This is a genomic window from Streptomyces sp. NPDC053560 (assembly GCF_044544605.1).
Lineage (GTDB): Bacteria > Actinomycetota > Actinomycetes > Streptomycetales > Streptomycetaceae > Streptomyces.
The window spans coordinates 182,243-208,878 of the sequence record NZ_JBITXI010000001.1 but is presented as its reverse complement, the minus strand read 5'-3'; the positions used below and the strand labels follow the sequence as shown (position 1 = coordinate 208,878).

The 26,636-nt window shown below is 73.5% G+C and carries 27 protein-coding genes; 12 read left to right on the top strand and 15 right to left on the bottom strand.

What is annotated here, in order from left to right:
• Positions 1–5 precede the first annotated feature (5 nt).
• Positions 6–1,136: a DegT/DnrJ/EryC1/StrS family aminotransferase gene (locus tag ACIGQF_RS00985; RefSeq protein ID WP_399703708.1), complete on the bottom strand. Its 1,131-nt coding sequence runs from the start codon at positions 1,134–1,136 to the stop codon at positions 6–8.
• Positions 1,133–2,221 carry a DegT/DnrJ/EryC1/StrS family aminotransferase gene (locus ACIGQF_RS00980; protein WP_399703706.1) on the bottom strand — a complete coding sequence of 363 codons (1,089 nt, stop codon included), beginning with the start codon at positions 2,219–2,221 and terminating at the stop codon, positions 1,133–1,135. Before ACIGQF_RS00980 ends, ACIGQF_RS00985 begins: the two co-directional genes overlap by 4 nt.
• A gap of 331 nt (positions 2,222–2,552) precedes the next feature.
• Between ACIGQF_RS00980 and ACIGQF_RS00975 the strand changes: the two genes are divergently transcribed.
• The 6 genes from ACIGQF_RS00975 to ACIGQF_RS00950 are packed head-to-tail and all read left to right on the top strand — an operon-like array spanning position 2,553 to position 8,276.
• Positions 2,553–3,587, top strand: coding sequence for a hypothetical protein (locus ACIGQF_RS00975; protein ID WP_399703704.1), 1,035 nt, complete (start codon positions 2,553–2,555; stop codon positions 3,585–3,587).
• Positions 3,577–4,476 (top strand): sugar phosphate isomerase/epimerase family protein, encoded by a 900-nt coding sequence (locus ACIGQF_RS00970; RefSeq protein ID WP_399703702.1) that lies wholly within the window; start codon positions 3,577–3,579, stop codon positions 4,474–4,476. Before ACIGQF_RS00975 ends, ACIGQF_RS00970 begins: the two co-directional genes overlap by 11 nt.
• The gene (locus tag ACIGQF_RS00965) at positions 4,473–5,798 is read left to right on the top strand and encodes a M20/M25/M40 family metallo-hydrolase (protein ID WP_399703699.1); all 1,326 of its coding nucleotides are present in this window, start codon (positions 4,473–4,475) and stop codon (positions 5,796–5,798) included. Before ACIGQF_RS00970 ends, ACIGQF_RS00965 begins: the two co-directional genes overlap by 4 nt.
• Positions 5,795–6,919, top strand: a complete 1,125-nt coding sequence (locus ACIGQF_RS00960) for an Ldh family oxidoreductase (protein ID WP_399703697.1) — start codon at positions 5,795–5,797, stop codon at positions 6,917–6,919. Before ACIGQF_RS00965 ends, ACIGQF_RS00960 begins: the two co-directional genes overlap by 4 nt.
• Positions 6,916–7,851 (top strand): Gfo/Idh/MocA family protein, encoded by a 936-nt coding sequence (locus ACIGQF_RS00955; RefSeq protein ID WP_399703695.1) that lies wholly within the window; start codon positions 6,916–6,918, stop codon positions 7,849–7,851. The genes ACIGQF_RS00960 and ACIGQF_RS00955 overlap by 4 nt, the downstream gene beginning before the upstream one ends.
• On the top strand, positions 7,848–8,276 hold the full coding sequence (locus ACIGQF_RS00950; protein WP_399703692.1) for a DUF6917 domain-containing protein: 429 nt from the start codon (positions 7,848–7,850) through the stop codon (positions 8,274–8,276). The genes ACIGQF_RS00955 and ACIGQF_RS00950 overlap by 4 nt, the downstream gene beginning before the upstream one ends.
• A gap of 76 nt (positions 8,277–8,352) precedes the next feature.
• Here the strand turns inward: ACIGQF_RS00950 and ACIGQF_RS00945 are convergent, their stop codons facing one another.
• From ACIGQF_RS00945 to ACIGQF_RS00935, 3 genes are all read right to left on the bottom strand, one after another.
• Positions 8,353–8,886 carry an EF-hand domain-containing protein gene (locus tag ACIGQF_RS00945; protein ID WP_399703690.1) on the bottom strand — a complete coding sequence of 178 codons (534 nt, stop codon included), beginning with the start codon at positions 8,884–8,886 and terminating at the stop codon, positions 8,353–8,355.
• A gap of 157 nt (positions 8,887–9,043) precedes the next feature.
• Complete coding sequence (locus tag ACIGQF_RS00940) at positions 9,044–10,303, bottom strand: nucleotide sugar dehydrogenase (protein ID WP_399703687.1); 1,260 nt, start codon at positions 10,301–10,303, stop codon at positions 9,044–9,046.
• A 37-nt stretch (positions 10,304–10,340) separates the two neighbouring features.
• Positions 10,341–10,646, bottom strand: coding sequence for a hypothetical protein (locus ACIGQF_RS00935; protein ID WP_399703685.1), 306 nt, complete (start codon positions 10,644–10,646; stop codon positions 10,341–10,343).
• A gap of 166 nt (positions 10,647–10,812) precedes the next feature.
• Between ACIGQF_RS00935 and aac(3) the strand changes: the two genes are divergently transcribed.
• Positions 10,813–11,670 carry an aminoglycoside 3-N-acetyltransferase gene (gene aac(3), locus ACIGQF_RS00930; protein ID WP_399703682.1) on the top strand — a complete coding sequence of 286 codons (858 nt, stop codon included), beginning with the start codon at positions 10,813–10,815 and terminating at the stop codon, positions 11,668–11,670.
• A 212-nt stretch (positions 11,671–11,882) separates the two neighbouring features.
• Here the strand turns inward: aac(3) and ACIGQF_RS00925 are convergent, their stop codons facing one another.
• The 4 genes from ACIGQF_RS00925 to ACIGQF_RS00910 all read right to left on the bottom strand — a co-directional run bounded on the left by ACIGQF_RS00925 (position 11,883) and on the right by ACIGQF_RS00910 (position 16,604).
• Complete coding sequence (locus ACIGQF_RS00925) at positions 11,883–12,593, bottom strand: ANTAR domain-containing protein (protein WP_399703680.1); 711 nt, start codon at positions 12,591–12,593, stop codon at positions 11,883–11,885.
• 390 nt (positions 12,594–12,983) lie between these two features.
• The gene (locus tag ACIGQF_RS00920) at positions 12,984–14,222 is read right to left on the bottom strand and encodes a cytochrome P450 (protein WP_399703677.1); all 1,239 of its coding nucleotides are present in this window, start codon (positions 14,220–14,222) and stop codon (positions 12,984–12,986) included.
• A 106-nt stretch (positions 14,223–14,328) separates the two neighbouring features.
• Entirely contained in the window at positions 14,329–15,942 is a 1,614-nt protein-coding gene (locus ACIGQF_RS00915) for a sensor histidine kinase (protein WP_399703675.1), read from the bottom strand.
• 5 nt (positions 15,943–15,947) lie between these two features.
• Entirely contained in the window at positions 15,948–16,604 is a 657-nt protein-coding gene (locus ACIGQF_RS00910) for a response regulator (protein ID WP_399703673.1), read from the bottom strand.
• Between the two features lie 143 nt (positions 16,605–16,747).
• On the opposite strand from ACIGQF_RS00910, the gene ddaH reads away from it, so the two are divergent.
• Both ddaH and ACIGQF_RS00900 read left to right on the top strand, forming a co-directional pair.
• Positions 16,748–17,581, top strand: a complete 834-nt coding sequence (ddaH, locus tag ACIGQF_RS00905; protein WP_399703670.1) for a dimethylargininase — start codon at positions 16,748–16,750, stop codon at positions 17,579–17,581.
• A 60-nt stretch (positions 17,582–17,641) separates the two neighbouring features.
• The gene (locus tag ACIGQF_RS00900) at positions 17,642–18,820 is read left to right on the top strand and encodes a MalY/PatB family protein (protein ID WP_399703668.1); all 1,179 of its coding nucleotides are present in this window, start codon (positions 17,642–17,644) and stop codon (positions 18,818–18,820) included.
• A 27-nt stretch (positions 18,821–18,847) separates the two neighbouring features.
• Here the strand turns inward: ACIGQF_RS00900 and ACIGQF_RS00895 are convergent, their stop codons facing one another.
• Positions 18,848–19,273, bottom strand: coding sequence for a YybH family protein (locus tag ACIGQF_RS00895; protein WP_399703666.1), 426 nt, complete (start codon positions 19,271–19,273; stop codon positions 18,848–18,850).
• A gap of 68 nt (positions 19,274–19,341) precedes the next feature.
• Between ACIGQF_RS00895 and ACIGQF_RS00890 the strand changes: the two genes are divergently transcribed.
• Positions 19,342–19,731, top strand: a complete 390-nt coding sequence (locus ACIGQF_RS00890) for a winged helix-turn-helix transcriptional regulator (RefSeq protein WP_399703663.1) — start codon at positions 19,342–19,344, stop codon at positions 19,729–19,731.
• On the opposite strand, the gene ACIGQF_RS00885 is transcribed toward ACIGQF_RS00890, so the two are convergent.
• The 4 genes from ACIGQF_RS00885 to ACIGQF_RS00870 all read right to left on the bottom strand — a co-directional run bounded on the left by ACIGQF_RS00885 (position 19,728) and on the right by ACIGQF_RS00870 (position 23,365).
• Positions 19,728–20,639: a DMT family transporter gene (locus tag ACIGQF_RS00885; protein WP_399703661.1), complete on the bottom strand. Its 912-nt coding sequence runs from the start codon at positions 20,637–20,639 to the stop codon at positions 19,728–19,730. The two genes, ACIGQF_RS00890 and ACIGQF_RS00885, sit on opposite strands and share 4 nt — an antisense overlap.
• A gap of 27 nt (positions 20,640–20,666) precedes the next feature.
• Positions 20,667–21,590 (bottom strand): DMT family transporter, encoded by a 924-nt coding sequence (locus ACIGQF_RS00880; protein ID WP_399703659.1) that lies wholly within the window; start codon positions 21,588–21,590, stop codon positions 20,667–20,669.
• 48 nt (positions 21,591–21,638) lie between these two features.
• Entirely contained in the window at positions 21,639–22,475 is an 837-nt protein-coding gene (locus tag ACIGQF_RS00875; RefSeq protein WP_399703656.1) for an SDR family NAD(P)-dependent oxidoreductase, read from the bottom strand.
• 134 nt (positions 22,476–22,609) lie between these two features.
• Positions 22,610–23,365 carry a polysaccharide deacetylase family protein gene (locus tag ACIGQF_RS00870; RefSeq protein ID WP_399703653.1) on the bottom strand — a complete coding sequence of 252 codons (756 nt, stop codon included), beginning with the start codon at positions 23,363–23,365 and terminating at the stop codon, positions 22,610–22,612.
• A 68-nt stretch (positions 23,366–23,433) separates the two neighbouring features.
• Between ACIGQF_RS00870 and ACIGQF_RS00865 the strand changes: the two genes are divergently transcribed.
• Together ACIGQF_RS00865 and ACIGQF_RS00860 are read left to right on the top strand one after the other, a co-directional pair.
• Entirely contained in the window at positions 23,434–24,627 is a 1,194-nt protein-coding gene (locus ACIGQF_RS00865) for a galactosyldiacylglycerol synthase (RefSeq protein WP_399703651.1), read from the top strand.
• A 76-nt stretch (positions 24,628–24,703) separates the two neighbouring features.
• Positions 24,704–25,630, top strand: a complete 927-nt coding sequence (locus ACIGQF_RS00860) for an esterase/lipase family protein (RefSeq protein ID WP_399703649.1) — start codon at positions 24,704–24,706, stop codon at positions 25,628–25,630.
• Between the two features lie 17 nt (positions 25,631–25,647).
• On the opposite strand, the gene ACIGQF_RS00855 is transcribed toward ACIGQF_RS00860, so the two are convergent.
• On the bottom strand, positions 25,648–26,628 hold the full coding sequence (locus tag ACIGQF_RS00855; RefSeq protein WP_399703647.1) for an LLM class flavin-dependent oxidoreductase: 981 nt from the start codon (positions 26,626–26,628) through the stop codon (positions 25,648–25,650).
• Between the last annotated feature and the right edge of the window lie 8 nt (positions 26,629–26,636).

Here is a 26,636-nt window from a genome sequence, read left to right as displayed (position 1 = left end):
TCCGCTCAAGTGCCCGCGAACTCGCACACGGCGTCGGCGACGTGCTCGACGTCGGCGTCCGACAGCCGGTGGTGCACGGGCAGTGACAGTGCGCGCCGGCCCGCCCGCTCGGCGTGCGGCCAGCGGTCCCCGGGCGCGGCGAACACCGCGAACGCCGGCTGCAGCGGCAGCGGCAGGGGGTAGTACGCGTGGCAGTCGACGCCACGCTCGCGCAGGTGGTCCGCCAGCGCCTGCCGGCGGTCCGCGAGCACCGTGTAGACGTAGTAGCAGCGGCCGTCCCGGCCGGCGGGCGGCGGGACGATCCCGCGCTCGGCGAGCGGCGCGAACCGCTCGGTGTAGTACGCGGCGATGGCGGCGCGCCGCTCCAGCCGCCGCGGCAGCCCGCCGAAGCGGTGCACCTGGAAGGCCGCCTGGATCTCGTCGAACCTGCTGTTCCGCCCGATGATGTGGTGCAGGAACCGGCGGCTGCCGTCCTGCCCGTGGTTGCGCAGCATCCGCACCCGCTGCCCGATGGCGGCGTCCCTGGTCACCACCACGCCACCCTCGCCGGGCATCCCGAACGACTTCACCTGCACGAACGAGAACACTCCGGCCTCGCCCCACAGTCCGGCGGGCGTGCCGTCGAGCACCGCGCCCTGCGCGACGGCGGAGTCCTCGATCAGCCGGACCCCGTGCCGCTGTGCCAGCTCGGCGAAGGCCGGCATGTCGGCCATGACGGAGAAGACGTGCGCCGGCATGACCACCTTGGTGCGGGCGGTGATCCGGCGCTCCACCTCCACGGGGTCGGCGACCATCGTGTGCGGATCGATGTCGGCGAAGACCGGGGTGGCACCGAGCTGGACGACGGACGCGGCGAGCGGGGCGCAGCCGAAGGCCGGCACCACCACCTCGTCGCCGGGGGCCACGCCCACCGCGGTGAGCGCCAGGTCCAGCGCCGAGGTCCCGCTGCCGCACGCGACCACGTCCGCCGCGCCGAGGGAGTCCTGGAGCAGCCGCTCCAGCCTGCGGGTGTGCTCGCCCAGGATGAAGCGCTGCTGCGGTGACATGCCGAGCTCCAGCAGGAGGTCGAGCAGGACCGTACGGTCGTCCTCGAAGAGGTCCGGCGGGAAGAACGGAATGCGCGCCCGGGTGGTCATTCCGGTCTCCCTCGGTAGAAGGTGCGGATCGCCTCGCAGACCCGGTCGAGCTGGCGCTCGGAAAGGTCCGGGTGGAAAGGCAGCGCCACCGCGTGCCGGCTCGCGGCCTCCGCATTCGGGAAGTCGCCCGGGGAATGGCCGGTTTCGGTGAAGCAGGGCTGCAGGTGCAGTGGTGTCGGGTAATAGACCTCGGTGCCGATGCCGTGCCGGGTGAGGTGCGATACCAGTTCGTCCCGGCGATCGGCCTCGATCAGATAAACATAGAAGACGGGTGCGGAGTCGGGGCCGCGGTCGACGACTTCGGGCAGCCGGCGGACGCCGGGAATTCTGGTGAGGCGCTCCCGGTAAAGCGCGGCCAGTTCGGCGCGGCGGCGGATGTCGGCGTCCAGCCGGGTCAGCTTGGCCAGCAGCACGGCCGCCTGGATGTCGTCCATCTTGCTGTTCACCCCGGGCAGCGCGCTCCGGGTGGAGATCGCGGGGAAGTCGTCCAGGGTGCGGCCGAGCCGGCCGTGGTGGCGCAGCCCGGAGACCAGTTCCGCCGTACCGGGGTCGTCGGTGAGCACGGCCCCGGCGTCGCCGAGCGCCCCGAGCGTCTTGCTCGGGAAGAACGACAGCACCCCGCCCGCGCCGTGCAGGCCGGCGTGCACCCCGCGCTGCCGCATGCCGATCGCCTCGGCGCTGTCCTCCACCAGCACCAGCCCCTGACGTGCGGCGACGGCGGTCAGCGCGGGCATGTCGGCCATCTGATGGAAGAGGTGCGCGGGCATCACGAAGCGGCTTGCCGGGGTGATGGCGGCGGCCAGCGCCGCGGGGTCCATGGCGTACGTCACCGGGTCGATGTCGACGAACTGCGGACGCCCGCCCGCCAGTACCACGGAGGTGGCGGTGGCCGCGAAGGAGTACGCCGGCACCAGTACGCCGTCGCCGGGACGGATTCCACAGGCACGCAGCAGCAGTACCAGCGCATCCGTCCCACTGTTCACTCCGATCACATAACGGGCCCCCGTGAACTCGCACAACGCCTTTTCCAGTTCCGCCACCTGACGGCCGTGCGAGAATTTTCCGTTGGCGAAGACCTCGTTCACCCGGCGCTCGATCAATGGCCACAGCCGGGCGAATGTCGCCGCCTGCGAGAAGAATGGGACTGTATGACAATGCACGTGAGAGGACGCCGCGCTCTCATCGGTCGTACCGCGGCGATCCATGCCGAGAGATACCTCGACCACCCCCTGGGACGCATTCGGCGGTTTCCCGCAGGGTGAGACTCCCCGGTTTGCTGCATCCGACACTCTTCCTCTGTCATATTCACACTTTGCGGTAAGCCCTCTTCATATTTCTTGACTCACCAAACGGCGGCACGGAGCATTCGCTTGTCCGATGAACGGCGCGCACGCCGCGCACCGCTTTTGGAGGAAGATGCTGCAGCCCCTCGTGATCGGGCTGGGCCGTTCCGGAGCCGGACTCCACGTGAAGGCTCTCGCCCGCCTGGCCTCCTTACCCGAAGCCCCCCTGGCCGTCGGCCCGTTGGTGGCCTGCGACTCCCGCCCGGAGGCCGGCCGCGGCCTGCCCGGCGTGACGGTCACCCACTCGCTCGCCGAAGCCGTCCGCCTCGTCACCCCGCAGCGCACCGTCGTCCACGTCTGCACCCCACCGGCGTCGCGCACACCCGTCCTCACCGAACTCGCCGCGCTCGGCTTCCGCAGGTTCCTGGTCGAGAAGCCCCTGGCGGCCGACCGTGCGGCCCTCGACGACATCGTCCGGCTGCGCCGCCATTACGACCTCGACCTGGTCGTCGTGAGTCACTGGCTGGCATCCGGCCTGACCGGCCGGCTGCGCCGGCTCGTCCACGAGCGCCCGTTCGGCGCACTGCGCCACATCGCCTTCGCCCAGCACAAACCGCGCTTCGTACGGACCTTCACCCGCGAAGGCCACCCGACCGCCTTCGACGTCGAGATTCCGCACTCCCTCGGCGTCGCCCTCGACCTGGCAGGACCCGCCGAACTCGTCGACGCGCACTGGAGCGACCTGCGCTGCGACGACGGCGTACGCCCCCACATGGGCAGCGCCCGGATCACCCTCCGGCACCGCTCCGGCACACGGACCGAGATCACCTCCGACCTCACCTCGCCCGTCCAACAGCGCAGCGTCACGCTGCGGTTCGAGCGGGGATCGGTGACCGGCCACTACCCCCTCAGTGAGCACGACGACCACGCTCAGCTCGTCCTCCCGGACGACCCGCACGGCCCCCGCGTCTTCCGCGACGACGCGTTCACGGCCTTCATGCACCGCACCTACCAGGATTTCGCGGCGGGCCGGCGGAACCACTCCGCCGTGCCCTACGACGTGGTCCGCCTGCTGTGCGCCGCGAAGGACCACTGCCGGGCCGCCGAACGCACGACCGCGGGGGAGACCCCGGACGCCCCGACCACGGAGGAGCAGTATGTGCGGTGAACCCCCCTTCCCCCGGGACCGGCTGGCCGGCATCGGTGACGAGGCGGCCCCCTGCCTCGACGGGCAGCTCGCCGCGCTCGGCCGGCTGGGCTGGGGCGCGCTGGAGCTGCGCTCCGTCGACGGAACGGCCGTGGCCGATCTCGATGACGGAACGTTCCGCGACGTCGCGGCGCGCGTCCGGGACGCCGGGCTCGACGTGGTCTGTCTCGCCTCCCGGATCGGCAACTGGGCCCGCCCGGTCACCGGCCCCTTCGCCGACGACCTCGCCGAACTGGACACACTGGCCGAGCGCTGCGACGCGCTGGACTGCCGGTACGTCCGGATCATGTCGTACCCCAACGACGGACTCCCCGAGCCCGAGTGGGCGGCACGCGCCATCGACCGCGTCGGCTGCCTCGCCGACCGGGCCGAACAGGCCGGCCTCACCCTCCTGCACGAGAACTGCGCGGGCTGGGCCGGCGACCGCGCCGACCGCATGCTGCGCCTGGTGCGCGAGGTCGGCAGCCCGGCCCTGTGCCTCCTCTTCGACACCGGCAACGGCGTCCCGCACGGCTACGACGCCTTCGGCACGCTGGAGAAGGTGCTGCCGCACGTCGCCCACGTCCACGTCAAGGACGCGGTACGGGCGCCGGACGGCTCGGTGACGTACACCCTGCCCGGCGACGGCCGTGCCCGCGTCGCCGATTCCCTGAGGCTGCTCCTGGAGACCGGCTACACCGGCACCTTCTCCCTCGAACCGCACCTCGCCTTCCGCCCGCACGAGGGACCCGACGCGCGGGACGGCGCCCAGGACCCCTTCGTCGAGGCCGGCCGGCGCCTGGAACGGGTGCTCGCCCGGCTGGCCCCGTACGCGCGGCCGGCCGCCGTCCCCGAAGGAGCCCGCCGATGACCGGCCGTACCCTGCTCGGCCCCGCCGACCACGACCTGCTCCTGCGCTTGCTGCGGACCCCGACCGCCGGCCCCCTGGAAGCAGGTCCCGAGGACGGACCCGCCCGGCTGTGGGACGCACAGCGCGCCTACGCACGCGCCGCCGGAGAGTTCGGCATGCGCGTCGTGCACCACGCCCCGCCGCCCGCCGGCTGCCTGGACCGCCCGGACGTGCCCGCCGTCGTACGCAGGGCCGCCGCTGCCGGCCCCGGCTTCCTCGACGCACAGCCCAGCCTCGTCCTGCGCCTGGGGCCCGCGCTGCCCCCGGCGGCGACCGTGATGTGCAACGTCCACCTCGACACGGTCGCCGGGCAGGAACCGGTGACCTTCGACGGGCGCCGCTTCACAGGGCGGGGCGCCGTGGACGCCAAGGGCCCCGCGGTGGCCCTGCTCGCCGGAGTGCGGGCGGCGGCAGCGGCAGAGCCCTCTCTCGGGCGGGACACCGCCGTCCTCGTGCAGGCGGTCGCCGGGGAGGAGGGCGGCGCGCTGGGCACGTACGGCACCCGGCCGCTGATCGAGGCCGGATACCACGGACGCCTCAACCTCTTCTGCGAACCGACCGGGCTGCGGTACCTCCCGAGGGCCACGGCCGCCATGACGGCGCGGATCACCGTCGACGGGCAGGACGCGATCGACGACCGCCCGGACGCCGGACACAACGCCACGGTCCTCCTCGGCTTCCTGGCCCAGCACCTGGCAGCGGCGCTGGACGGCGCACTGCCCGACGGCCGGGTCTGCGTCGCCGGGCTGCACACCGGCGACCGGCACAACCGCGTCCACGGCAGCGGGTTCCTGCTCCTCAACCTCTCGTACGCATGCACCGCGGACGGCGCCGCGCTGGAGCACGCGGTGGCCGAGGCCCTCGGGACCGGCCTCCGAGCCTTCACCGAACGCTTCGGCCGCACCCGCGAGTTCGCCCGCACGGCCGCCGACGCGGCCCGGATCACCCGGCTCGACTGGGACAAACGCGGGCTGCCGTGCCTGGCCGGCGCCGACCCGTGGGCCGAGGCCCTCCTCGCGGACGCGGGCGTGCCCCGATGGCCCGCCGACGAACCGGCCTTCACCTGCGACGCCCTCTGGATGGCGGACCGCCCCGGCACCTTCACCACGGTCCTCGGCCCCGGCTCCCTCGACACCAACCACGCACACGCGCAAGGGGAATTCGCCGACCTCGCCGACCTGGAGGGCTTCGCCGCCACGGTGTGCGCGGTGCTCACGGCGTTCGCCCGGCGCACGACCCGGCCGACGGACCGCCCCGCGGACCGGCAAGGGAGCCTCGTATGACCCTGCCCCGACAGCACCGGGCACCGCAGCAGCCGGTACCGGTCGACCACAACGCCCTGCGCGCCGCCGTCACCGCCCGCTTCACCTCCTACGGCATCCCGCACCGGCGCGCCCGTACGGCCGCCACCGCGCTCTGCCACGGAGACCTCACCGGGCTCGACTCCCACGGCGTCTTCAACCTCGGCCGCCTTTACCTCCCCCTCCTGGACAGCGGCCGGGCCGACCCGCTGGCCGAGCCGGCGACGCTCACCGACCTCGGCGCCTGCGTCGTCCTCGACTCCCGCCGTGCGCTCGGGCTGTGGGCCGCCGCCGAGGCGATGGACCTCGCGGTGGAACGGGCCGGGCTGTACGGCATCGGCCTGGTGTCCGTACGCAACGCCACCCATTTCGGCTGCGCCGGCTTCCACACCGCGCGCGCCGCCGACCAGGGCATGATCGGTGTGCTCGCGGGCAACTGCGGCGGGCAGCGCATCGCCCGCCCGCCGGACGGCAGGCTCGCCATGCTCGGCACCAACCCGCTCAGCGTCGCCGCGCCGGCCCTCACCGGCCACCCCTTCGTCCTCGACATGAGCACCACGGTCGTGCCCACCGGGCGGATCCGCACCGCGGCCCGCCGTGGCGAGTCCGTTCCCGAGGGCTGGCTGGCGGACGAGGCGGGGGAGCCGCGCACGGACCCGGCCGCTTTCGACCGCGGCGAGGCGTACCTGCGCTGGCTCGGCGGCGCCCCCGAGACCGGCGCCTACAAGGGTTTCGGGCTCGGCCTGGCGGTCGAACTGCTGGCCGCGCTGCTGCCGGGCGCCGCCGTCGGACCGGCCCCCGAGGCACTCCAGGGGGACGGCCGGCCGCACGGCAGCGACGACGACATCGGCTTCCTCGCCCTCGCCGTCGCACCCGAGAAGCTGCGGCCGGACGGCGACTTCGCCGGCGCGGCGCGCGGGCTGTTCGGCACGCTGCTGGCCTGCCCGCCCGTCCACGAGGACCGTCCCGTGCGCTATCCGGGCTGGTGGGAGGCGGAACGCGCGCGCGAGCGCCGCCGCGAGGGCATTCCCCTCCCGGCCCACCTGTACGAGGAGCTCACGGCCCTCGGCGTTCTCGACCCCGCGGACGGAGGGGTGCGATGACGCCCCGCCGCATCGCCGTTATCGGGCTGGGCGCGATCTCCCGGTACTACCTCGCCGCGATCGACCGGCTGCCCGGCTGGACCCTGGCGGCCGTGTGCGACGCGCGGCAGGAGGCACTGGCCCCGCACCGGGGCCGGGTGGCATGCCACACGGGACACCGCGCGCTGCTGGCGGAGCCGGGGCTGGACGCCGTGGTCGTCGCCGTACCGAACCACGCGCACGCCGGGATCTGCGCGGACGCGCTCCGCGCCGGCCTCCCGGTCTGCGTCGAGAAACCGCTCGCCCTGCGGGCGGCGGAGGGAAGGGAGCTGGCCGCGCTCGCCAGGGCCCGGGCGACCCCGCTCTTCACCGCGTTCCACCGCCGCTACAACGACGGCGTACGGCTGCTGCGGCGCGACCTGGCCGCGGCGCGCGCACCCATCGCGTCGGTCCGGGTCCGCTACCTCGAACGCATCGAGGAGCACATCGCGGGCGACACCTGGTACCTCGACCCCCGGCGCTGCGGCGGCGGCTGTGTCGCGGACAACGGTCCCAACGCCTTCGACCTCGTACGGCTCCTGCTCGGCGACGTCGAGGTCGACGGGGCGGAGGTCACCCGCGACGGCCGGGGCACCGACCGGCAGGCGGTCATCGCACTGCGGGCGGCCGGCGGCGCCACGGCCACGGTGGAGCTGGACTGGTCGTACCCCGGCGAGACCAAGGACATCGAGGTGCGGCTGGCGGACGGCACCGTGCACCGCACCGACATGCTGGCCGGGCATACGGGCTTCAAGGCGTCGCTGTGGCACGAGTACGGGGGCATCCTGGGCGACTTCGCCACGGCTGGACCGCCGGCGGACAGCGGGACCGACGACGGCCTCGCCGCGCTGGAGCTGGTGGCGGCCGTCTACCGCACCGAACAGGCCGCGAGGGCAGAGGGGGGACGACAGTGACCGGTCGTACGTCGGAGGAGAACGGCGCGAAGCGCTCGGTGCGGGGCGACCTCGTGAAGGTTCTGCTGCACCGCCGTACGGACCGTGGCATGACGCTCGAACCGCATGCCAGCCGCTGTGTGCGCCGCGGCGAGGTGCATGAACTGGTCACCACCGACCAGCGGGACACCCGTCCGGGCGCCCGCATCGACCGGGTCGGCTTCCTCGGCTTCGTGGAGCTGGCCTGCGCCGGGGTGATCGACCGCGGCGACGACGTGTGGATCGACGGCCTGCGCATCGGCACGGTGGTCGGCTTCGACGCCTGCCACTTCCCGAACCACTACAACATCCTTATCGGCAGCGGCCGGCTCGTCACCGGCGGCGACCTGGAGCTGTGCCCGGAGCTGCCGGTCGCCTTCACCCAGGTACGGCCCGCTGCACCCTGACCGGCACCGCACACACGACGGCCGGTGGCCCCTTCCGGGACCACCGGCCGCACCCGTTCCAGGGCGGTGTGGTGCGTCAGCCGAGCAGCTCGACGTCGAGCCGGCCGAAGTGGTATTCGCGTACCGCGGCGAGCAGTTCGTCGACGGACAGCTCGCCGTTGTCGTCGGAGTCCACCTTGCGGAAGGCCTCCTGGGCGGCGGAGCGGTCCACGCCGACGCCTACCAGCCAGGCCTCGAACTCACCGGCGTTGATCTGCCCGTCGGCGTTCTTGTCGCAGAGACCGACGATCCCCTTGACCACCGGGCCGAGCGCGCGGTTGAAGTCGGCCTCGCCACCCTCGAAGATCAGGTTCTGCGTGACGCTCATGAACTGGTCCCTGGTGAGGGGACCGTTCGCGGGCGTCCCGGCCGCCTGCGTGAGGTGGTCGAAGAGGTTGCGGAAGCCTTCCCGCAGCGTCTTCGCCTCCTCGGAGCGGGCGTCGGCCCCGAAGTTCTGGGCGATCCTGGCCGCCTCCTGCTCGAAGTCACCCCATTCGAGGATTCCATTGCCGTCCGAGTCCCACTTGTCGAAGCGCTTCTCAAGCCGCTGATTCGCCACGGGAGTAGCCATTGCGGTGTCCTTTCCTCGGTCGTGCAGGGCATGCGCGATGCCGGAGCGGTTTTCCGGCACCGCCTCGCGCGGCCTTCCTTCCCCGAAAGCCGGCAAGTCTGATGAAGCTCCGTGGAATGCTGGAATGCTCCGCCGGCCGCCGGAATTCAGAATTCCGTCAGAGCAGGGTGACCCGGGGCCCGGAGGCCTTTCCACGGGTGTCGAGCAGGGCGCATTCCGCGCGCGCCAGTGACGCCATGTCGTAACAGGCGTGGTCCTGCAGGAGAATGGCCAGATCCGCGCCCGCCAGGGCGTCGCGCAGGGATGCCACGCGGCGCAGTGGCACGCCGTCGGCGGCGAATTCCGGTACGTACGGATCGTGGTAGCGGACCGTCGCTCCCCGCGCGCGCAGTCCGCCTGCCACCGGTCCCGCCGGCGACTCCCTGGCGTCGGCCACATCGGGCTTGTACGCCACCCCGAGGAGCACCACGGACGCCGCTTCCGGCGGCTTGCCCAGCTCGTCGAGGAGTCCGACCGCCCGGCCGACGACGTGCGCCGGCCTCCGCGACACCACCTCGTGGGCCGCGGCCAGCATCCGGAAGGAGAAGCCCTCGGCTTCGGCCTTGGCGGCGAGATAGCGCGGGTCGACCGGTATGCAGTGCCCGCCGACCCCGGCGCCGGGCCGGAAGGGCGCGAACCCGAAGGGCTTCGTCCCGGCGCAGTGCAGTACGTCCCAGACGTCGATGCCCGCCCGGTCGCAGTACAGCGCCACCTCGTCGACCAGCGCGATGTTGATGTACCGGTAGGTGTTCTCCAGCAGCTTGGCCATCTCGGCCTCCCGCGTGCCCCGCGAGACCACCAGCGTCCGCACGAAGCGGCCGTAGAAGGCGACCGCGTGCTTGGCGCACAGGGGAGTGCAGCCGCTGACCACCTTCGGGGTGTTGTGGAGGCCGTACTGCCGGTTGCCCGGGTCGATGCGCTCGGGCGAGTAGGCGAGATGGAAGTCGGCGCCGGCCCGCAGCCCGCTGCCCTTCTCCAGGAGCGGGCGGACGATGTCCTGCGTGGTGCCCGGGTGGCTCGTGGACTCCAGCACCACGAGCATGCCGGGCCGCAGGCAGTGGGCCACGGTGCGGGCCGCCGCGCGCACCGCGGAGAGATCCGGGGCGCCGCCCGCGCCCAGTCCGGTGGGCACGCAGATCACCACGGTGTCCGCCAGCCCCGGTGCCCCGGGGTCCGAGGTGGCGCGGAAGCCCGCCGCGCGCATGCCGGCGACGGCCGCGTCCGCGACCCCGCCGACGTGCGAACGCCCCCCGTTGAGACCGGTCACCACGGCGTCCGAGACGTCGTACCCGACGGTGGTCAGTCCCGCGGCGCACGCGGCCCGCGCCAGCGGCAGCCCCACGTGTCCCAGTCCGATCACGGTGAGATCGGCAGTCATGACATGTCCCCCCAGTCCGCGACGGCTCGTTACCGGATCAGGCGGAGAAACTTCCTGTACCCGCGGCGAGATGCGAGCCGTGTCCCGGCTGCACGGTGAAGCTCGGCGTCATGCAGAACGGGTCCGCGTACACCTGGACGGGGCCGTCGGTGCGATTGGCCAGCACGTGGGAGCCGATCGGCAATTTGGTGCAGCCGCTCGGATTCTCGTACGTCGTGAGAGGCTGGAGTTCGGTTTCGAACACAATGACCTCGCCCTCGGCGGCGGCCGCCGGAACGGTCGTCGCGGCCGTCGTGAGAGCCGCGGCTGCGAGGAGGAGGAGAGCGGAGCCGACTCGGCGCATATGCCTTTCCTTTCGCGGAGAACGATCAACGCCTGAATGCTGCCCCTGGGGCGCCCCGCGTAATATTCACCCGTCAAGGTGCACCCGAATCAGCGACAATGCGGAGATCCGGTCGCATGAGGCGATCGTATGATCGGCACCGCCGGGAATGGATATATTCGCGACCATGGATGAAATGGCCCTGCTGGCACACTCCGACGGCCCGGTCACCCGCGCCCGTCTCCGCCGCGACCTGACGGCGCTCGGCCTCGCCGAGGGCGACACCGTCATGTTCCACACCCGCATGTCGGCCCTCGGATACGTGGCGGGCGGGCCCGAGACCGTCATCGGTGCGCTCGGCGAAGTCGTCGGCAAGGGCGGCACGTTGATGGTCACCTGCGGCTGGAACGACGCCCCGCCCTACGACTTCACCAGCTGGCCCCAGGCGTGGCAGGACGCGCTGCGCGCGGAACACCCCGCCTACGACCCGCTCATCAGCGAGGCGGACCACGCCAACGGCCGGCTCCCGGAGGCCCTGCGCCGCCTGCCCGGAGCCGTCCGCAGCCGGCACCCCGACGCGAGCTTCGCCGCGCTGGGCGCCGCAGCGGAGGAGCTGATGGCCGACCATCCGTGGGACGGGCCGCACGGCCCCGGCAGCCCGCTCGCGCGGCTGGTCGACACCGGCGGCCGGGTCCTCCTCCTGGGCGCACCGCTGGACTCCCTCACGCTGCTGCACCACGCCGAGGCGCTCGCCGACGCGCCGGGCAAGCGGTTCGTGACGTACGAGCAGCCGGTCGTGGTGGGCGGCGAGCGGGTGTGGCGGCGCTTCCACGACATCGACTCGGAGGACGGCGCCTTCGACTACTCGGCCGTCGTCCCCGAGGGGACCTGGCCGTTCGAGGTGATCGTCCGCGACCTGCTCGCCGCGGGCCTGGGCAGCAGCGGACGGGTCGGCGCGGCGGAGAGCCACCTCTTCGAGGCCCGGGACGTCGTGGAGTTCGGCGTCGCCTGGATCGAGGAGAAGCTGGGCGGTTCCGCCGCCTGAAGGCCGCGGGACGTCACCGTCACGTGCTTGTCACTACCTCCGCCCGACGCGCCTCTCCCGGACCGTCAGCCGATCCGGATCTTCCATCTGCGTCCCATGGCGTCCGCTCTCTTCCCGCGTCCCGTCCGGTAGCTGCCGGGAGACGGCACCGGGCGGGAGCGGCCGGGCCATCGCGCCGTGCTGGGAGGGAACGGTGGGGCCGGTGCCCGGCGTCAAGGTTCCGGGATGAGGGCCTGCTCCAGGACGTCCCGGGCCACCTCCCGCAGCAGCCGGCTGTGGCTGCGGGCGTGACCGCGCATCGCGTTGAAGGCCTCCTGGACGCTCACCCCCATGCGGTGGGCGAGGAAGCCCTTGGCCTGCTCGATGGTGACGCGGCTCTGCAGGGCCGTGCGCAGCTGGTTGTTGACCTTGCGGTAGGCGCTCAGGGACTCCTGGTGGCACAGGGCGGCGGCAGCGACATGGGCCAGCGCCTGGCTCAGCCGTACGTCCCGCTCGGGCACGGGATCGGTGGTACGGAGCAGCAGCAGAGCCCCGTCGGGCCGCTCCCGCCACACCAGCGGTACCGCACCGGCGAAGCGGTAACCGGCCGCGAGGGCCGCCTTGGCGAAGCGGGGCCAGCGGTTGGTGGTGCGCATGAGGTCCACCGGGCCGATCGGGGCGGCCGTGCGGTAACTCTCCCGGGCCGGCCCCTCCAGCGGAGAGGTGGCCAGCAGGCCGGTGAAGGCCGGATCGGTCTCGCTCGCCGCGGTCGGCCGGAGTTCTTCACCCGGCGGCGCGCAGAGCACGCCCGCGGCCGACACGTCCAGTAATTGCACGCACCGGAGGGCGAACCGCTCCAGATATCCGCTGGTGTCGACCAGATCCCGGCAGCAGGCACCGGCGAGGTCCACGAAGACGTCGGCCAGGAGCTGTTCACGACCCATGTTCATCCTTAGAGCACCGAGAAAGGAGCGGAAAACGATCGTCCGGCCGGCAGGAGGGCGGCCCACACCATCGGCCGCTGCGCCCTCCTCCGGCGGTGCCGCGCACCGCGCGCAGCCACCGCGCGGTGCCGGCACCCTCTCAGGATCTCGTACACGCCCGGGCCCATGACTATGACTCGGACATGTACTCCTGCCCGTCTACCCCTGGAGTCCGGATTCACCCCTCCCACGACCGATCGGTTGCGGCCGCCCGGCACTCTTCGGGACCAGCGACCTTGCCGCTGGGGCATGCCCCGGGGACAGCCGAGCCCTGTGGTACTCGGCCAATCGGCGGGCCCGCGACATTGGCTCGTACGGGACGCGGTGGCCCGACCCGGTGCCCCCGTACGGTCAGGCCCTCGCGTCCCGCCCCAGCAGTGCCGGTACCTCCTTGTGGCCATTGGCGAGGAACGAACCCTGGGGCCGCAGTGCGTGCGGCGGGACGGCGAGCGCCAGGTCGGGGAAGCGCGTGAAGAGCCCGCGGAGCGCGATCTCGGCCTCCATACGGGCCAGCGGCGCGCCCAGGCAGAAGTGCGCCCCGTGCCCGAACGCCAGGTGCTCGCTGCTGGGCCGGGACAGATCGAACTCCTCGGCGGTCGGCCCGTGCAGTGCGGGATGGCGGCCGGCCGCCGAGTACGAGGCGAGGATCGCGTCGCCCGCCTTGATGGTCTGGCCTGTCGGGAGGGCGATGTCCTCGATGGCGAAGCGCATGGGCAGATGGGGAACCGGAGCCTCCCAGCGGAGGGCCTCTTCGACCACGGAGCCCCACCCGGCCCGCCCGTCACGCACGGCGGCGAGCTGGTCGGGGTGGCTGAGCAGGGCGGTGACGGCCTGGTCCAGGAGGTTGACGGTGGTCTCGTAACCCGCGCTGATCACGAGCAGCAGAGTGTCGAGCAACTCCTGTTCGCTGAGGCGCGAACCGTCGCCCTCGACGTCGCGGGAGGCGATCAGCGTCGAGATCAGGTCATCGGCCGGTTCCGCCCGCTTCGCGGCGACGAGCCCGGAAAGGAGCCCGTACAGCTCCTCGGTGTTGGCCGTGGCCTCTTCGGATGTGAGGGTGGTGTCGAAGACCGCGTCGACGGCCCCGCGGAAGGAGCCGATCGCGTCCTCGGGCAGGCCCATGAGATGGCCGATGACCTGGATCGGCAGCGGGTACGCGAAGCGTGCGCGGAGATCCGCCGGTTCGCCGGGCGGCGTGGCCGCGAGGTCGTCGAGCAGCTCGTTCGTCACCTTCTCGATCCGCGCCGACAGCGCCTGCACGCGCCGCGCGGTGAAGGCCGGGCTGACCAGGCGGCGCAGCCGGCGGTGGTCGGCGCCGTACGCGGTGAACATGTTCCGCACGGCCACCCAGAGAGCCAGCGGCCACTTCCCGACGATCTGATCGGGGAAGAGCGGCCAGTGCTGGTGGGGGTCCTTGGAGATCCGGGAATCGGTCAGCAGCCGCTTGAGCAGGGCGGGATCGGTGACGGCCCAGGCCGGTACGCCGAGGACGTCGACGCGCGCGGCCGGGCCGCGGGCGCGCAACGCCGCGTCCTCGCCGTGCCGGTCGCTCCCGGTGGGATCCAGAACGAATATCTGCTGGTCGTCCATGCGGTTCTCTCCTCGGTGTGCGCGCTGTGGGTGGATGGGTGGAGCTGCAAGTGGGCGAGTGGAACAGCGGGTTCGTACGGGGCTGGGGGTACGGGCGCTGCCGTGATCAGCCCTCCGTATCGCCGCCCACCACCGACTTCCCGGTCAGTCGGCCGTGCGCGAAGCAGAGCCGGTAGGCGTCGGAGGCGAGGACGGCCGTGCTGTAGTACACGCAGCGCTGCCCGCGGGGCAGGAGCGGTGCGCCGTCCGGTGGCCCGTCCCGTGTGAAGACCGGCAGCCGGTCCTCGACCGCGGGCTGCCGGTCGCCCACCCGCAGCCGGTCGTACGCCGCGCGGTCCAGCACCGAGAAGGACGAGCTGAGCAGGGCAACCGGGATCATGAGCAGGAGGATGCCGGTCAGTACGGCCAGGGGAGCCACAACGGTCTGCGTGAGCCGCCGCCGCACCTGCGACCGGGCCCGCTCCAGCTCCCGTGCCGATGCGCCGGTCAGGGCGGGGGAGCCGGCGGCGCGGGGAGCCGTTCCCGGGGCGGTCGGCAGATCGGCCACGACCTCGAAGCCGCCCCCGGGCGCCGGCCCCGCCCTGAGCGTGCCGCCCGCCAGCCGGACCCGCTCGTCCAGGCCCACGAGCCCGGCGCCGCCCGAGGCCGCCCCGGGCGGTGGCGCGCCGCCGCCCGGCGGGTCGTTGACCACCGCGACGGACACGGTGCCGGCCGCGCGGCCGATCCGTACGCGTACGGTGGCGCCCGGCGCGTGCTTGGCCGCGTTCGTCAGCGACTCCTGGACCACGCGGTGCACGGCGCGGCCGGCCATCGGCGGCAGCCCGGCCGGGTGACCGGCGGGCTCCGGGTCGGCCATGTCCCCGGCGTACTCCAGACGGACGTCGACCCCGGCGGCGCGGGCCCGTTCGGCCAGTTCTTCGACCGTCTCCTCGGACGGGGCGACCGGCGCCGCCTCGTAGTCGGCCCGCAGCACACCGATGATCTCTCGCAGTTCGCCGGTGGCGGCGGCAGCGGCCGCCCGCAGCTCGCCGACGGCCGCCTGCTGCCGGGCGTCGAGGGTGGGGTCGATCTCCAGCGCGCCCGCCCGCACCGCCAGCAGCGTCAGCTCGTGGCCGAGCGAGTCGTGCATGTCCCCGGCGATGCGGGCCCGTTCGCGGATCCTGGCGCGGTCGGCGACGGCCTGCTGCTCGCGCTCCATCCGGTCGGCCAGCCGCCAGCCGCTGCCGGCCAGTTCGGCGTACTGCCGCCCGAGCCGGCCGAGGAGCCAGGGCAGCATCGCGGTGAGCAGCAGGGTGAGGAGCAGGGTGGGCCAGCCCCACGGGTCGCGGCCGACGATCGTGCACAGCGGCAGGCCGGCCACCGCGACCGCCGCGAAGAACCACAGCGCCGGCCGGATCTCCGTCGTGCGCCGCCCGGCCAGGAAGGCGAGGACGGCGAGCGCCGGCCAGTACAGCGGGCTGACCAGCTCCACGCTGTGCGCCAGGGCCGGCAGCACGGGTAACCCGAGGGCGGTCAACGGCCGGCGGCGGCAGAGCAGTACGGCCACGGCGAGCAGCGGGACGGCGGCGGCCGCCACGTACCGGGGCAGGCCTGCGGGCAGGGTGCAGACGGCCACGGCCGGCGGGGCCGCCAGCGCCGCCCACAGCGTGAGATCGATGACCCGGGCGAGCCAACTGCTGCTGCCGGGCAGGCGTTTCCGCCTTCCTGCGGGGCCGGGCATCGCGGCTAGTGCTCGCCCACGAGGCCGGCCTCGTGGGCGAGGATCGCGGCCTGTACACGGTTCCTGACGTCCAGCCGGTCGAGGATCCGGCTCACGTACGCCTTGACCGTCCCCTCCACCACATGCAGCCGGCGGGCGATCTCGGCGTTGGACAGCCCGGCCCCGACCAGGGCCAGCACTTCCCGCTCGCGGCCGGTCAGTACCTCGATGCGGGACCGGGCGCCGGCCTGCCTGCCGAGCTGCCCGGCGCCGAGCCGGCTGATCACCCGGCGCGCGACGGTGGGGGAGAGGCAGGCGCCGCCCTCCGCGACCGCTTGGACACCGGCGATCAGCTCACGGGGGTCGCCGGACTTCAGCAGGAACCCGGAGGCGCCGGAGTCCAGCGCGCTCGCGATGTACTCGTCCTCGGAGAACGTGGTGAGCATGACCACCGCGGTCCCGGGCACCACCCGGCGCAGCTCCGCGGCGGCCCCGAGCCCGTCCAGCCGCGGCATCCGGATGTCGAGCAGGCACACGTCCGGACGGTGCCGTACGGCGAGCGCCACGGCCTCGTGCCCGTCGGACGCCTCCGCGACCACCTCGATGTCCGGTGCCGCGCCGAGAATCGCCCGGATGCCGGCCCGGATCATCGCCTCGTCGTCCGCCAGCAGCACTCGCGTCATGATCTCCCCCTTGACCGGGGCCCAGGTTACCGCCGGGCCGGCCCGTGGCACCCCGCCGGCATCCCCCGTTCCGTCGCCCTTCACCCCCTGCACACCCCGCACCCGGAGACTCCGAACCCCCACCGGAAGAGGAACACGACGCCATGCACCGCACCGGCTCCACCCCGCTCCGTACCGCCGTCCCGCGCCGCCTCCTGATGTGCGCGCCGCGCCACTTCGACGTCAGGTACTCGATCAACCCCTGGATGGTGCCGGAGAAGCCGGTGGACGCCGGGCTCGCCCTCGCGCAGTGGGAGCGGCTGCGCGCGCTCTACCGCGAGCTGGGGCACACCGTGGAGACGATCGAGCCGGCCGACGGGCTGCCGGACATGGTGTTCGCGGCGAACGGTGCCACCGTCGTGGACGGCAAGGCGCTGGGCGCCCGCTTCCGGCACGAGGAGCGCACCGCCGAGGGCCCGCTGTACCTCTCCTGGCTGCGGGCCAACGGCTTCACCGAGACGTACTGGCCCGAGCACATCAACGAGGGGGAGGGCGACTACCTGCTCGCCGGACGCCGCCTCCTGGCGGGTACCGGCTTCCGCACCGACCCTCGCGCGCACGCCGAGGCACAGGAGTTCTTCGGCGTGCCGGTCACCGGACTGACGCTGGTCGACCCCCGCTTCTACCACCTGGACACCGCGCTGGCCGTGCTCTCCGACGACGAGGTCATGTACTACCCCGAGGCGTTCACACCGGGCAGCCGGGCCGTGCTGCGCGAGCTGTTCCCCGGCGCGCTGACCGCGACGGCCGGGGACGCGGCGGTGTTCGGCCTCAACGCGTTCTCCGACGGACGCCACGTACTGCTCCCGGAGGCCGCGACGGGGCTGATCGCGGGCCTGCGGGAGCGCGGTTTCGAGCCGATCGGCGTGGACCTCACCGAACTCCTCAAGGCCGGCGGCAGCGTCAAGTGCTGCACGCTGGAGCTGCGCGAGGGCTGAGGACGCCCACCTCCGCCCGGCCCATGGGGAATTCGTGACGGGAGGCCTATCGTGAGGCGCATGGACAGCATGCCGCGCGACGCATCCGCCGAAGCGAACCCGCTGCGCCGCCTCACCCTGGCCGAACTGCGCCGGCGGACGAGCATGAAGTGGCGCACGTACCCCGACGACGTGCTGCCGCTGTGGGTGGCGGAGATGGACGTGCCGCTGGCCGAACCGGTCGTCCGGGCGGTGACCGAAGCGCTCGCGCTCGGCGACACCGGCTATCCGGCGGGGACGGCGTACGCCGTGGCGTTCGCGGAGTTCGCGCGGGAGCGGTGGGGGTGGGACGGGCTCGCAGTGGAGCGCACGGCGATCGTGCCGGACGTGATGCTGGGCGTGGTGGAGATGCTGAAGCTGACCACCGGGCCGGGTGACGCGGTGGTCGTCAACTGCCCCGTCTACCCGCCCTTCTACCAGTTCGTCGGCAACGCGGACCGGAAGATCGTGGAGGCGCCGCTCGGCCCCGGCCACCGGATCGACCTCACCGCCCTGGAAGCCGCGTTCCGCACCGCCGTCGCGGACGGGCGCCCGGCCGCGTACCTGCTGTGCAGCCCGCACAACCCGACCGGCACGGTGCACACGGCGGCGGAACTGGCGGCGGTCGCCGCGCTGGCCGCCCGGTACGGCGTCCGGGTCGTGGCGGACGAGATCCACGCGCCGGTGGTGGGCCCCGGCGTCTCCTTCGTGCCGTACCTGAGCGTGCCGGGCGCGGCGGACGGACTGTCCCTGCTGTCCGCCTCCAAGGGCTGGAACCTCGCCGGGCTCAAGGCGGCCCTCGCCGTCGCGGGCCCGGCCGCCGCCGGCGACCTCGCGCGGCTGCCCGAGGAGGTCGGCCACGGCCCCAGCCACGTCGGCATCCTCGCGCACACCGCCGCGCTCCGGGACGGCCGCGACTGGCTGGACGCACTGCTCGCCGGACTGGACGAGAACCGCCGCCTGCTCGCGGACCTGCTGGCAGCCGAGCTCCCGGCGGTGCGGTACACGCCGGCCGAGGCGACCTACCTGGCCTGGCTGGACTGCCGCGGCCTCGGCCTGGGCGACGACCCGGCGGCGGTCTTCCTGGAGCGCGGCCGGGTCGCCCTCAGCTCCGGCACGGACTTCGGCACCGGCGGCGCGGGCCACGCCCGGCTGAACCTGGCCACCTCCCCCGAGGTACTGACCGAAGCGGTACGGAGAATGGCGGAGGCGGTGCCCTGAGCGCTCGCCGCGGAAGCGGGGAAGGCGTCAGCCGGCCGCGGGGCCGCTGCCGCGGTCGCCGGAGTCCGGCGGCGGAACCGCGCCGAAGGGACTGTCGATCACATAGCGCCAGCATCCGTCGGCTCCGCGCCGGGCCACATCCGCGGCCGTGCCCGAGGCCGCGCCCTCGATCGTCCAGTCCACGATCAGCAGGGCGATGTCGCCGGCGACGTGCACGTGCCGCGGGCGTACGGAAATCGGCAGTCCGAGGCCGAGGAACGGGGCGTTCTGCCGGGCGATGGCCGCCTGACCGTGCACGGCTTCCCCGGACTCGGGCACGAAGGCGGCCGCCGGCTCGTACAGCTCCTGGACCGCCTGCGGATCACGGCTGTTGAACCGCTCGGCGAAGGCGGCGGGCACGTCCTCGGCGCGGACCGGGAGCGGACGCGCGTACCCGGCGTCGGCATACGTCATGATGAGATCACCTGTTCGATGTGTGTCGGGTGGGCGCCCGGGACACGCCAACGGTAGGAGACGCGCTCGTGACTCACCGAACGGTAAGCCGCGCCCTGGTGGACCCGGCCCCCGGACTGCCCGACGCCCCGCACGCGGAGGTCACCGCTCCGGTCCCGGAATGCCCTGTGGAGATCACCCTCGCCGCGCTGCGCGGTCGCTGGACCACCCTCGTGGTGCGCGAACTGCTGCGTCAGGAGTCCCGTTCCTACAGCGAGCTGGCCGCCTCTCTCCCCGGCCTGTCCGACAAGGTGCTCAGCGACCGGCTCGGCCGGCTCGTCACCGCGGGCGTCGTCGAGAGGCACCGCACCGAAGGGTGGCCGGCCACCGTCGCCTACCGGCTCACCTCGCACGGCCGGCAGCTGGGGCCCGTGCTCCAGGCACTGTGGGACTGGGGCGCCGCCCGGCCCCTGGCCTAGTCGCCCCCCGGCGTCGGTTCGTCCGCTTCCCGGTGGGAGCCGGTCCGCTTCCCTTCCTGGTGGGAGCCGGTGGGCATGGCGGGGTGGCGGCCGAGGAGGAAGACGCCGGCCACCACTGCCGCGAGGCCGGCGAACTCGCCGGCCAGGGCGCCCGGGGTGACGCGGATGCGGTCGCCGAGGAAGCCGATGCCGCAGGCGATGCCGGCCAGCGGTTCGGCGGCGGTGAGCGCGGGCAGCGACATGCGCAGCGGCCCGGCCTCGAAGGCGCTCTGCACGAGCATCAGGCCGGTCACGGCCAGCACCACGATCACGTACGGCTCCCAGCTCACCAGCAGCCGGGCGAGGCCGTGCTCCTCCGCGATCGAACTGGACAACCGGGTCAGCGCGTCCTGGAGGCCGTAGAGCACGCCGGCAGCGGCGGCCAGCAGCGGCGGCTCCTTCACCAGCTTCAGGTGACGGGCCGTCAGCACGAGGAGCAGGGCGACGCCGAGGACGCCGCCGAAGACCAGCCAGTGCCGCAGCGAACCGGTGTCGTCGGGGCCGCTGTGCGGCGCGCCGGCGATGATGAAGGCCGTCACGCCGCCGCTGAGCAGGAGCACCCCGGCCCAGCCCGAGAGGCCCAGCCGTTCGCCGCTGAGCCACCGGGCCAGCACCATGGCGAAGAGCAGGTTGGTGGCCAGCAGCGGTTCGATCCGGGACAGATCGCCGCGGCTCAGCGCGAGCACGCTGAAGATCTGGCCTGCGACCATGCAGCCGATCCCCGCGAGCCACAGCGGCACCTTCACCAGGTCCAGCAGCAGCCGGAAGCTGAGCATGTCGGACAGCGGCGCGTTGCGCGCCGCGTGCTGCTGGAGGACGAAGCCCAGCCCGAGCATGCACGCGGCGAGCACACCGAAGAGATAGAGCATGCGGCGACTCCCTGTGTGCGGGCGGGCTCAGCGGGGCGGTTGCGGGGATCCGGCGGCGGGCGCCATCCGGTCCGCCTCGATCAGCGCCTCCTCACCCTTCAGCAGCGGGGAACGGGTCAGCACGACCACGGAGCACGCCATCAGCACCCCGCCGGCCACCGCGGGGACGACGTACCAGCCGCCCCGGACATGCTCGGCGAAGGCGAAGCTGCCCCACAGGATGGCCACGATCGGGTCGGAGAGCGTCAGTCCGGGCTGCGCGGCGAGCAGATTGCCGGCGTGCAGCGCCGACTGGAGGAGGAACATCGCGAGGATGCCGGCCGCGACCATGGCGTACAGCTGCCAGGTCGCGAGCACCGCGCCGATGCCCTCCTCGCCGTGGCTCATCGCGCCCTTCATGAAGGCGGCCGTCAGGCCGAACTGGCAGCCGGCCGCCACGCCGAAGGCGCCGGCCCTGCGGCTGCCGCCGCCGGGGCGGGCGGGCGCGGCGCGGCGGCCCCACTCCACGGCGACGACCACGACCAGGAGGTTGGCGGCGACGCCCACCGTCCAGGCCTGCCACCCGGCCACCTCACCCGCGCCGGCGGCGGGGGAGAGGAAGTACAGCAGCGCGGCCAGCCCCACGGTCATGCCGACGGTGGACAGCCACTCGCGGTGGTGCAGCCGGGTGTGGAACACGAACGACGCCAGCAGCAGTGTCACCGGCAGTTCGACGACGAGGATCGGCTGGACGACGGACAGGCTGCCGGTGGCCAGCGCCGCGGCCTGGAGGAGGAAGCCGAGGATCACGCAGAGGAAGCCGGCGAACCACACGGGGCGGCTCAGCAGGTGCAGGATCAGCCGCGGCCGCAGGCTGTCCTCGCTCGGCAGGTCGCGGCTCGCGCGCCGCTGCAGCACCGAGGCGGCCGCGTTGGCGCAGGCGGCGAGTACGGCCAGGAGGTAGCTCAGCACGACGTCCTTCCTCGGCCGTCCTCCCGGGAGGACGGTGCGGTCGGTCCCTCAGGCGAAACGCGTGGCCAGCCGCCGGAACAGGGCCGGGGCGAGCCCCTTGAAACGGGCGGGGAGCTGCAGCCAGCCGGGCACGAAGACCTCGCTGCGTTCGTGCGCCACCGCCTCCCACACGGCGTCGGCCACCCGCGACGCGTCGATCGGCCGGGGCCGGGACCGCTGGTACGGCGCTCCCCTGCGGGCGAAGAAGGGGGTGTTCACCGCGCCGGGCACCACGAGGGACACGCGCACGCGGGTACCGGCCAGTTCGTACCGCAGGCTCTCGGCGAAGGCCGCGACCGCCGCCTTGGCCGCCGAGTAGACGGCCTCCTCGCGCACGCCAACGGCGCCCGCGATCGAGCCCACGAAGAGCAGATGACCGCGGTCCCTGCGCACTATGTGGGGGAGGACGCGGCGGGTGAGGTGCACGACGGCGGCCAGGTCCACCGCCAGTACCTCGTCGATCGCGTCGGGCGGCATCGTGGCGAACGGCCCGGCCCAGCCGATGCCGGCCCCGGCGACCAGGACGTCGATCCCGCCCGACACATCGAGCGCGGCGCCGACGAGCTGCTCGCAGCCGGCCGGGTCGCTCAGGTCGCAGGGCAGTGGCGTGGCATCGCAGCGGGCCGCGACCCGCCCGAGCCGTTCCTCGTCCCGGCCGTTCAGCAGGAGTTGCCAGCCGCCCTCGGCGGCGAACCGGGCGGCCACGGCGGCGCCGATGCCCGACGAGGCGCCGGTGATCAGAGCGACCGGTGACCCGGTCCGGTGCGGCCGCCGCGCGGAACCGTGTGGTCCGGGCCGGCCCTCGGGGAGCACAGGGCTGTGCGGCAGTGGTCCCGTGGCTTCCACAGGAGACCTCCTCCGGAGACGGTACGCACCCTCAGCGGCTGTGCCCGGGCCCGAACAGGGCGGGGCACAGGTTCCGACATCTCATCAGCATGACACGACCTTCGTGATGATCCGGGCAATTGCCACCACAGGGGTTATGGAACCGTGTCGTCGGTCCCGTGGTCGCGCAGCGGGCCCACCGTGAGCCCCTGCCGCCGGCAGTTCCGTACCAGCACGGGCAGGGCCTGGAGCGTGGCGCGCCAGGAGCCGGGCGCCGAGGTCCGGTCGCTGTCGTGCAGCAGCACGGTCCCGCCGCCCTCCAGTCGGTGCTCCACGGTGCGCACGATCGTTTCCGCGGAAGCGCCCGCCACCCAGTCCCGGCCCCACGCCGACCACAGCACGGTCCGCAGCCCGAGGCGGTGCGCCGCGGCCCAGCGGCCGCCGGTGAGGATGCCGTACGGCGGCCGGTACCACCGCGGCCGGTGCCCGCAGATGTCCGTGACCGCGCGCACGGCCCGGCGCAGTTCGCGCAGTTCGCGCACCGGCCCCGGCCACCACGGTCTGCGGTGGTCCCAGCCGTGCAGCCCCACCTCGTGCCCGCGTGCCACCAGTTCCCGCCCCGTCTCGGGGGCCTCGGCCAGTGCCGAGCCCAGCAGGAAGAAGGTCGCCCGGACGTCCAGGTCGTCCAGTGCGTCCAGGAAGCGCGGCGTGCTCGCCCGGTCGGGGCCGTCGTCGAAGGTCAGCGCCACGTGTCCGGGCTGCCCCTGCCCGTCCAGGCCGGGGAAGAGCATGCGCCGTACCGGAGGCAGCCAGGTACCGGCCGGTCCGATGTGCAGCGCGGCCGTCGCCGTGGCGGCTCCGGTCGCCACCTGCCACGCGGCAGGTCCGAGTGGAGGGCGGTTGATGGGCATGGGGTCCAGTATGGTCGCGTACGTTGCGAAATGCTCGGGAATGACATCCTGACCGGGGGCATGGACACATGGGCGGACGTTTCGTCATCCTCAGCGCCGGCATGGGGGCCGGCCATCACGCGGTCGCCGGTGAGCTGTCCCACCGGCTGACCGGCCGCGGCCACCGCGTCGCGACGCTCGACGTCCTGGATCTGCTGCCGGCCGGTACCGGAGCCGCGCTGCGCGGCTTCTACGCCGCCACGATCCGGTACACGCCCGCGCTCTACGAGGCGATCTACCGCGCCTACTTCGTCCCCCGCCCGCCGGCCGGCCCCGGCCGCCCGCACCCGGGCCCCGACACCTCGCCCGTGGTCGCCCCCGCCGCGCGGGAGCTGCGGCGACGCCTGGCCGGCGAGCGGCCCGACGCCGTGCTCGCCACCTTTCACCTGGCCGCGCAGGTCACCGGCCGGCTCCGGGACGCCGGGGCGCTGTCCTGCCCGAGCATCGTGGTGGTCACCGACTTCGCCGTGCACCGCCAGTGGCTCCACCCCGCCAACGACCTGCACCTCTGCCCGACCCGGCAGACGGCCGAGGATGTCGGGCGGCTCGGCGGCGGGGCGGCCGAGGCGGTCGGCCCCGTCGTGCCCGCCGCGTTCCATGCCCCGCCGGACCCCGCGCGTACCGCCCGCTTCGCCCGCCGCTTCGCCGCACTGGCTCCGGGCCGCACCCCGGTCCTCCTCTCCAGCGGTGCCTGGGGCGTCGCCTCGCACCTCGCGCGCACGGCCGCGCTGCTCCGCGACGGCGGCTACCTCCCGGTCGTGATGTGCGGCCGGAGCCGGTCGCTGCGGCGGCGGCTAGGCCGGGTGCGGGGCACCGTCGCCCTCGGCTGGGTGGCGGACGTGCCGGCGCTGATGGCGGCGGCCGGGGCGCTGGTGGAGAACGCCGCGGGGCAGACCGCGGCGCAGGCGCTGGCGGCCGGGCTGCCGGTGGTGACCCACCGCCCGATCCCCGGGCACGGCGCGGCGGGTGCCCGGCGGATGGCCGAGGCCGGGCTGTCCGCCCTCGCCGACGGCCCGGCCGACCTGCTGCGGGCCCTCGCCGACCTGACCTGCGACGGCCCTGTCCGGCAGGCCCGGATCGCCGCCGGCCGCGACCTGTTCCGGGCCGATGCCGCCGACGCGGTGCTGGCGGCGGCGGACCGCACGGACGGCGGGTCCCCGGCATGGCGGGATACCGGCCCCCGGGAGCAACGGGACGGAAGCAGGCGGCTTCCGGGGCGGTAGCGTGAGGCGACATAACGGTGCTCATCCGATTATTCGGGTCGGAATGGGTATTCCCGTCATGCCTGGAGGATTCAGCATGTTCCCTACCGGAAAAGGCTCCAAGTTACCGTTCGCCAACCCGCTCGAAGCGGTCACCCAGAGCGTGACCGGCAAGATGACCGAGGGATTGGCCCTCGCCCAGGCCGCCGCCATCACCACACAGGCGGCCACCGCGCTGACCCGCTCGCCGGGCATCGACGACTGGTCCGCGCGCCCCGACGAGGAGCACCCCCGCCCGGTCGTCCTCGTGCACGGCACCTTCGGCAACGCCGAGACGTACTGGCTGACCGTCGCCCCGGTCCTGGCGGCCGCCGGGTACAGCGTCTTCCGGCTCGACTACGGCGCCGACCCCCGCATCCCGGTCATGCACGGCCTCGCCTCCATGGAGGAGTCGGCCCAGGAACTGGCCGCCTACGTAGAGCGCGTGCTGGCGGCCACCGGCGCTGAGAAGGTCGACATCATCGGCCACTCGCAGGGCGGCATGCTCCCGCGCTACTACCTCAAGTACCTCGGCGGCGCCGCCAAGGTGCACCACCTGATCGGACTGGCCCCGAACAACCACGGCACCACCGGCAACGGCATCGCCGCCCTCATGAAGCAGTACCCGATGTCCGTCGAGCTGACCAACATGGTCATGCCCGCGCTCACCGAGCAGCACAAGGGCAGCGACTTCATGAACAAGCTCAACGACGGCCCCGACACCGTCGAAGGAGTGCGCTACACCGTCATCGCCACCAAGTACGACGAAGTGGTCACGCCCTACACCTCGTGCTGGCTCCGGGGCCCCGACGTCCGCAACGTCCTCCTCCAGGACCTGTGCGTCGCCGACCTCAGCGAGCACAACGCCGTCGTCTACTCGCCGTTCGCCATGCGCGAGGTGCTGCGCGCGCTCGCACCGGCGAAGCCGAAGAAGACCAAGGAGCCCGCCGTGGCGGCAGCACCGCAGCCGAAGCCGGCCCCCTGACGACCGCCACAAGGGGATCAGGTGCCCGCGTGCAGCGCGGGCACCAGTTCCCGCGCCGCCTCGGCGAGCTGGTCACGCTGCGCTCCCGGGTCCAGCGAGCCGATGCGCAGGATCACATGGCGCGCACCGGCCCGCACGTACCCGCCGAGCCACTCCGCGCACTCCTGCGCACTGCCGTATCCACATGCCTGGAACTCCGCCATTTGGTCCAGCGAACGCCCGTAGTAGGCCTGCGTGTAGGCGTCCAGCTGCTTGCGCGCCGCCGCCCGGTCCGGATCGACCGCCACCGTCGCGTACAGGCCCGGTGTGACGGCGTCCGCCGGACGCCCCCGTTCGGCGGCCAGCTCACCGATCCGCTCCCAGGCCCGTGCGTAGGCGCCCGCGTCCGGCAGGAACGGCAGCCACCCGTCGTACAGTTCCGCCGTCCGCGCCAGCACCCGTGGGGTGTCGCTGCCCGCCAGCCAGAGCGGGGGGCCGGCGGGCGAGGATGGAGTGGGCAGCCGGCCGAAGGCCCCAGGAGGCCCCTCCGTGGCCGGCTCGCCGCGCCACACCTCCCGCCACCGCCGGACCGTCTCGTCCAGCCGCGCGAAGCGCCCGGTGTACGCCACGTCCACCGCGGCGAACTCCGCCGCCGTCTCCGGCACCGGGAAGCCCGCGCCGAGCCCGGCCACCAGACGCCCGCCGGCCGCCCGGTCCAGGCTCGCGAGCTGGTGCGCGCCGAGCAACGGGTGCCGCAGGGCCGCCGTGAAGGCCGCCGTGCCCAGCGTCACCCGGGTGGTTACGGCCGCCGCTGCGGCCAGCACCACCACCGGGTCGAGCCGGGGCCGGGCCAGCAGCGAGTCCCCCGTCCACACCGAGTCGTACCCGAGCCGCTCCGCCTCGCGGGCGAAGTCCAGCAGCGGCGCCACGGTGTGATCACCGTTGATCGCCGCCTCGCGCGTCGGCAGCAGGACCCCGACCAGGGGCCGCCGCCCGTCCGTCCGTTCCCCGGTGCTCATCCTTTGCC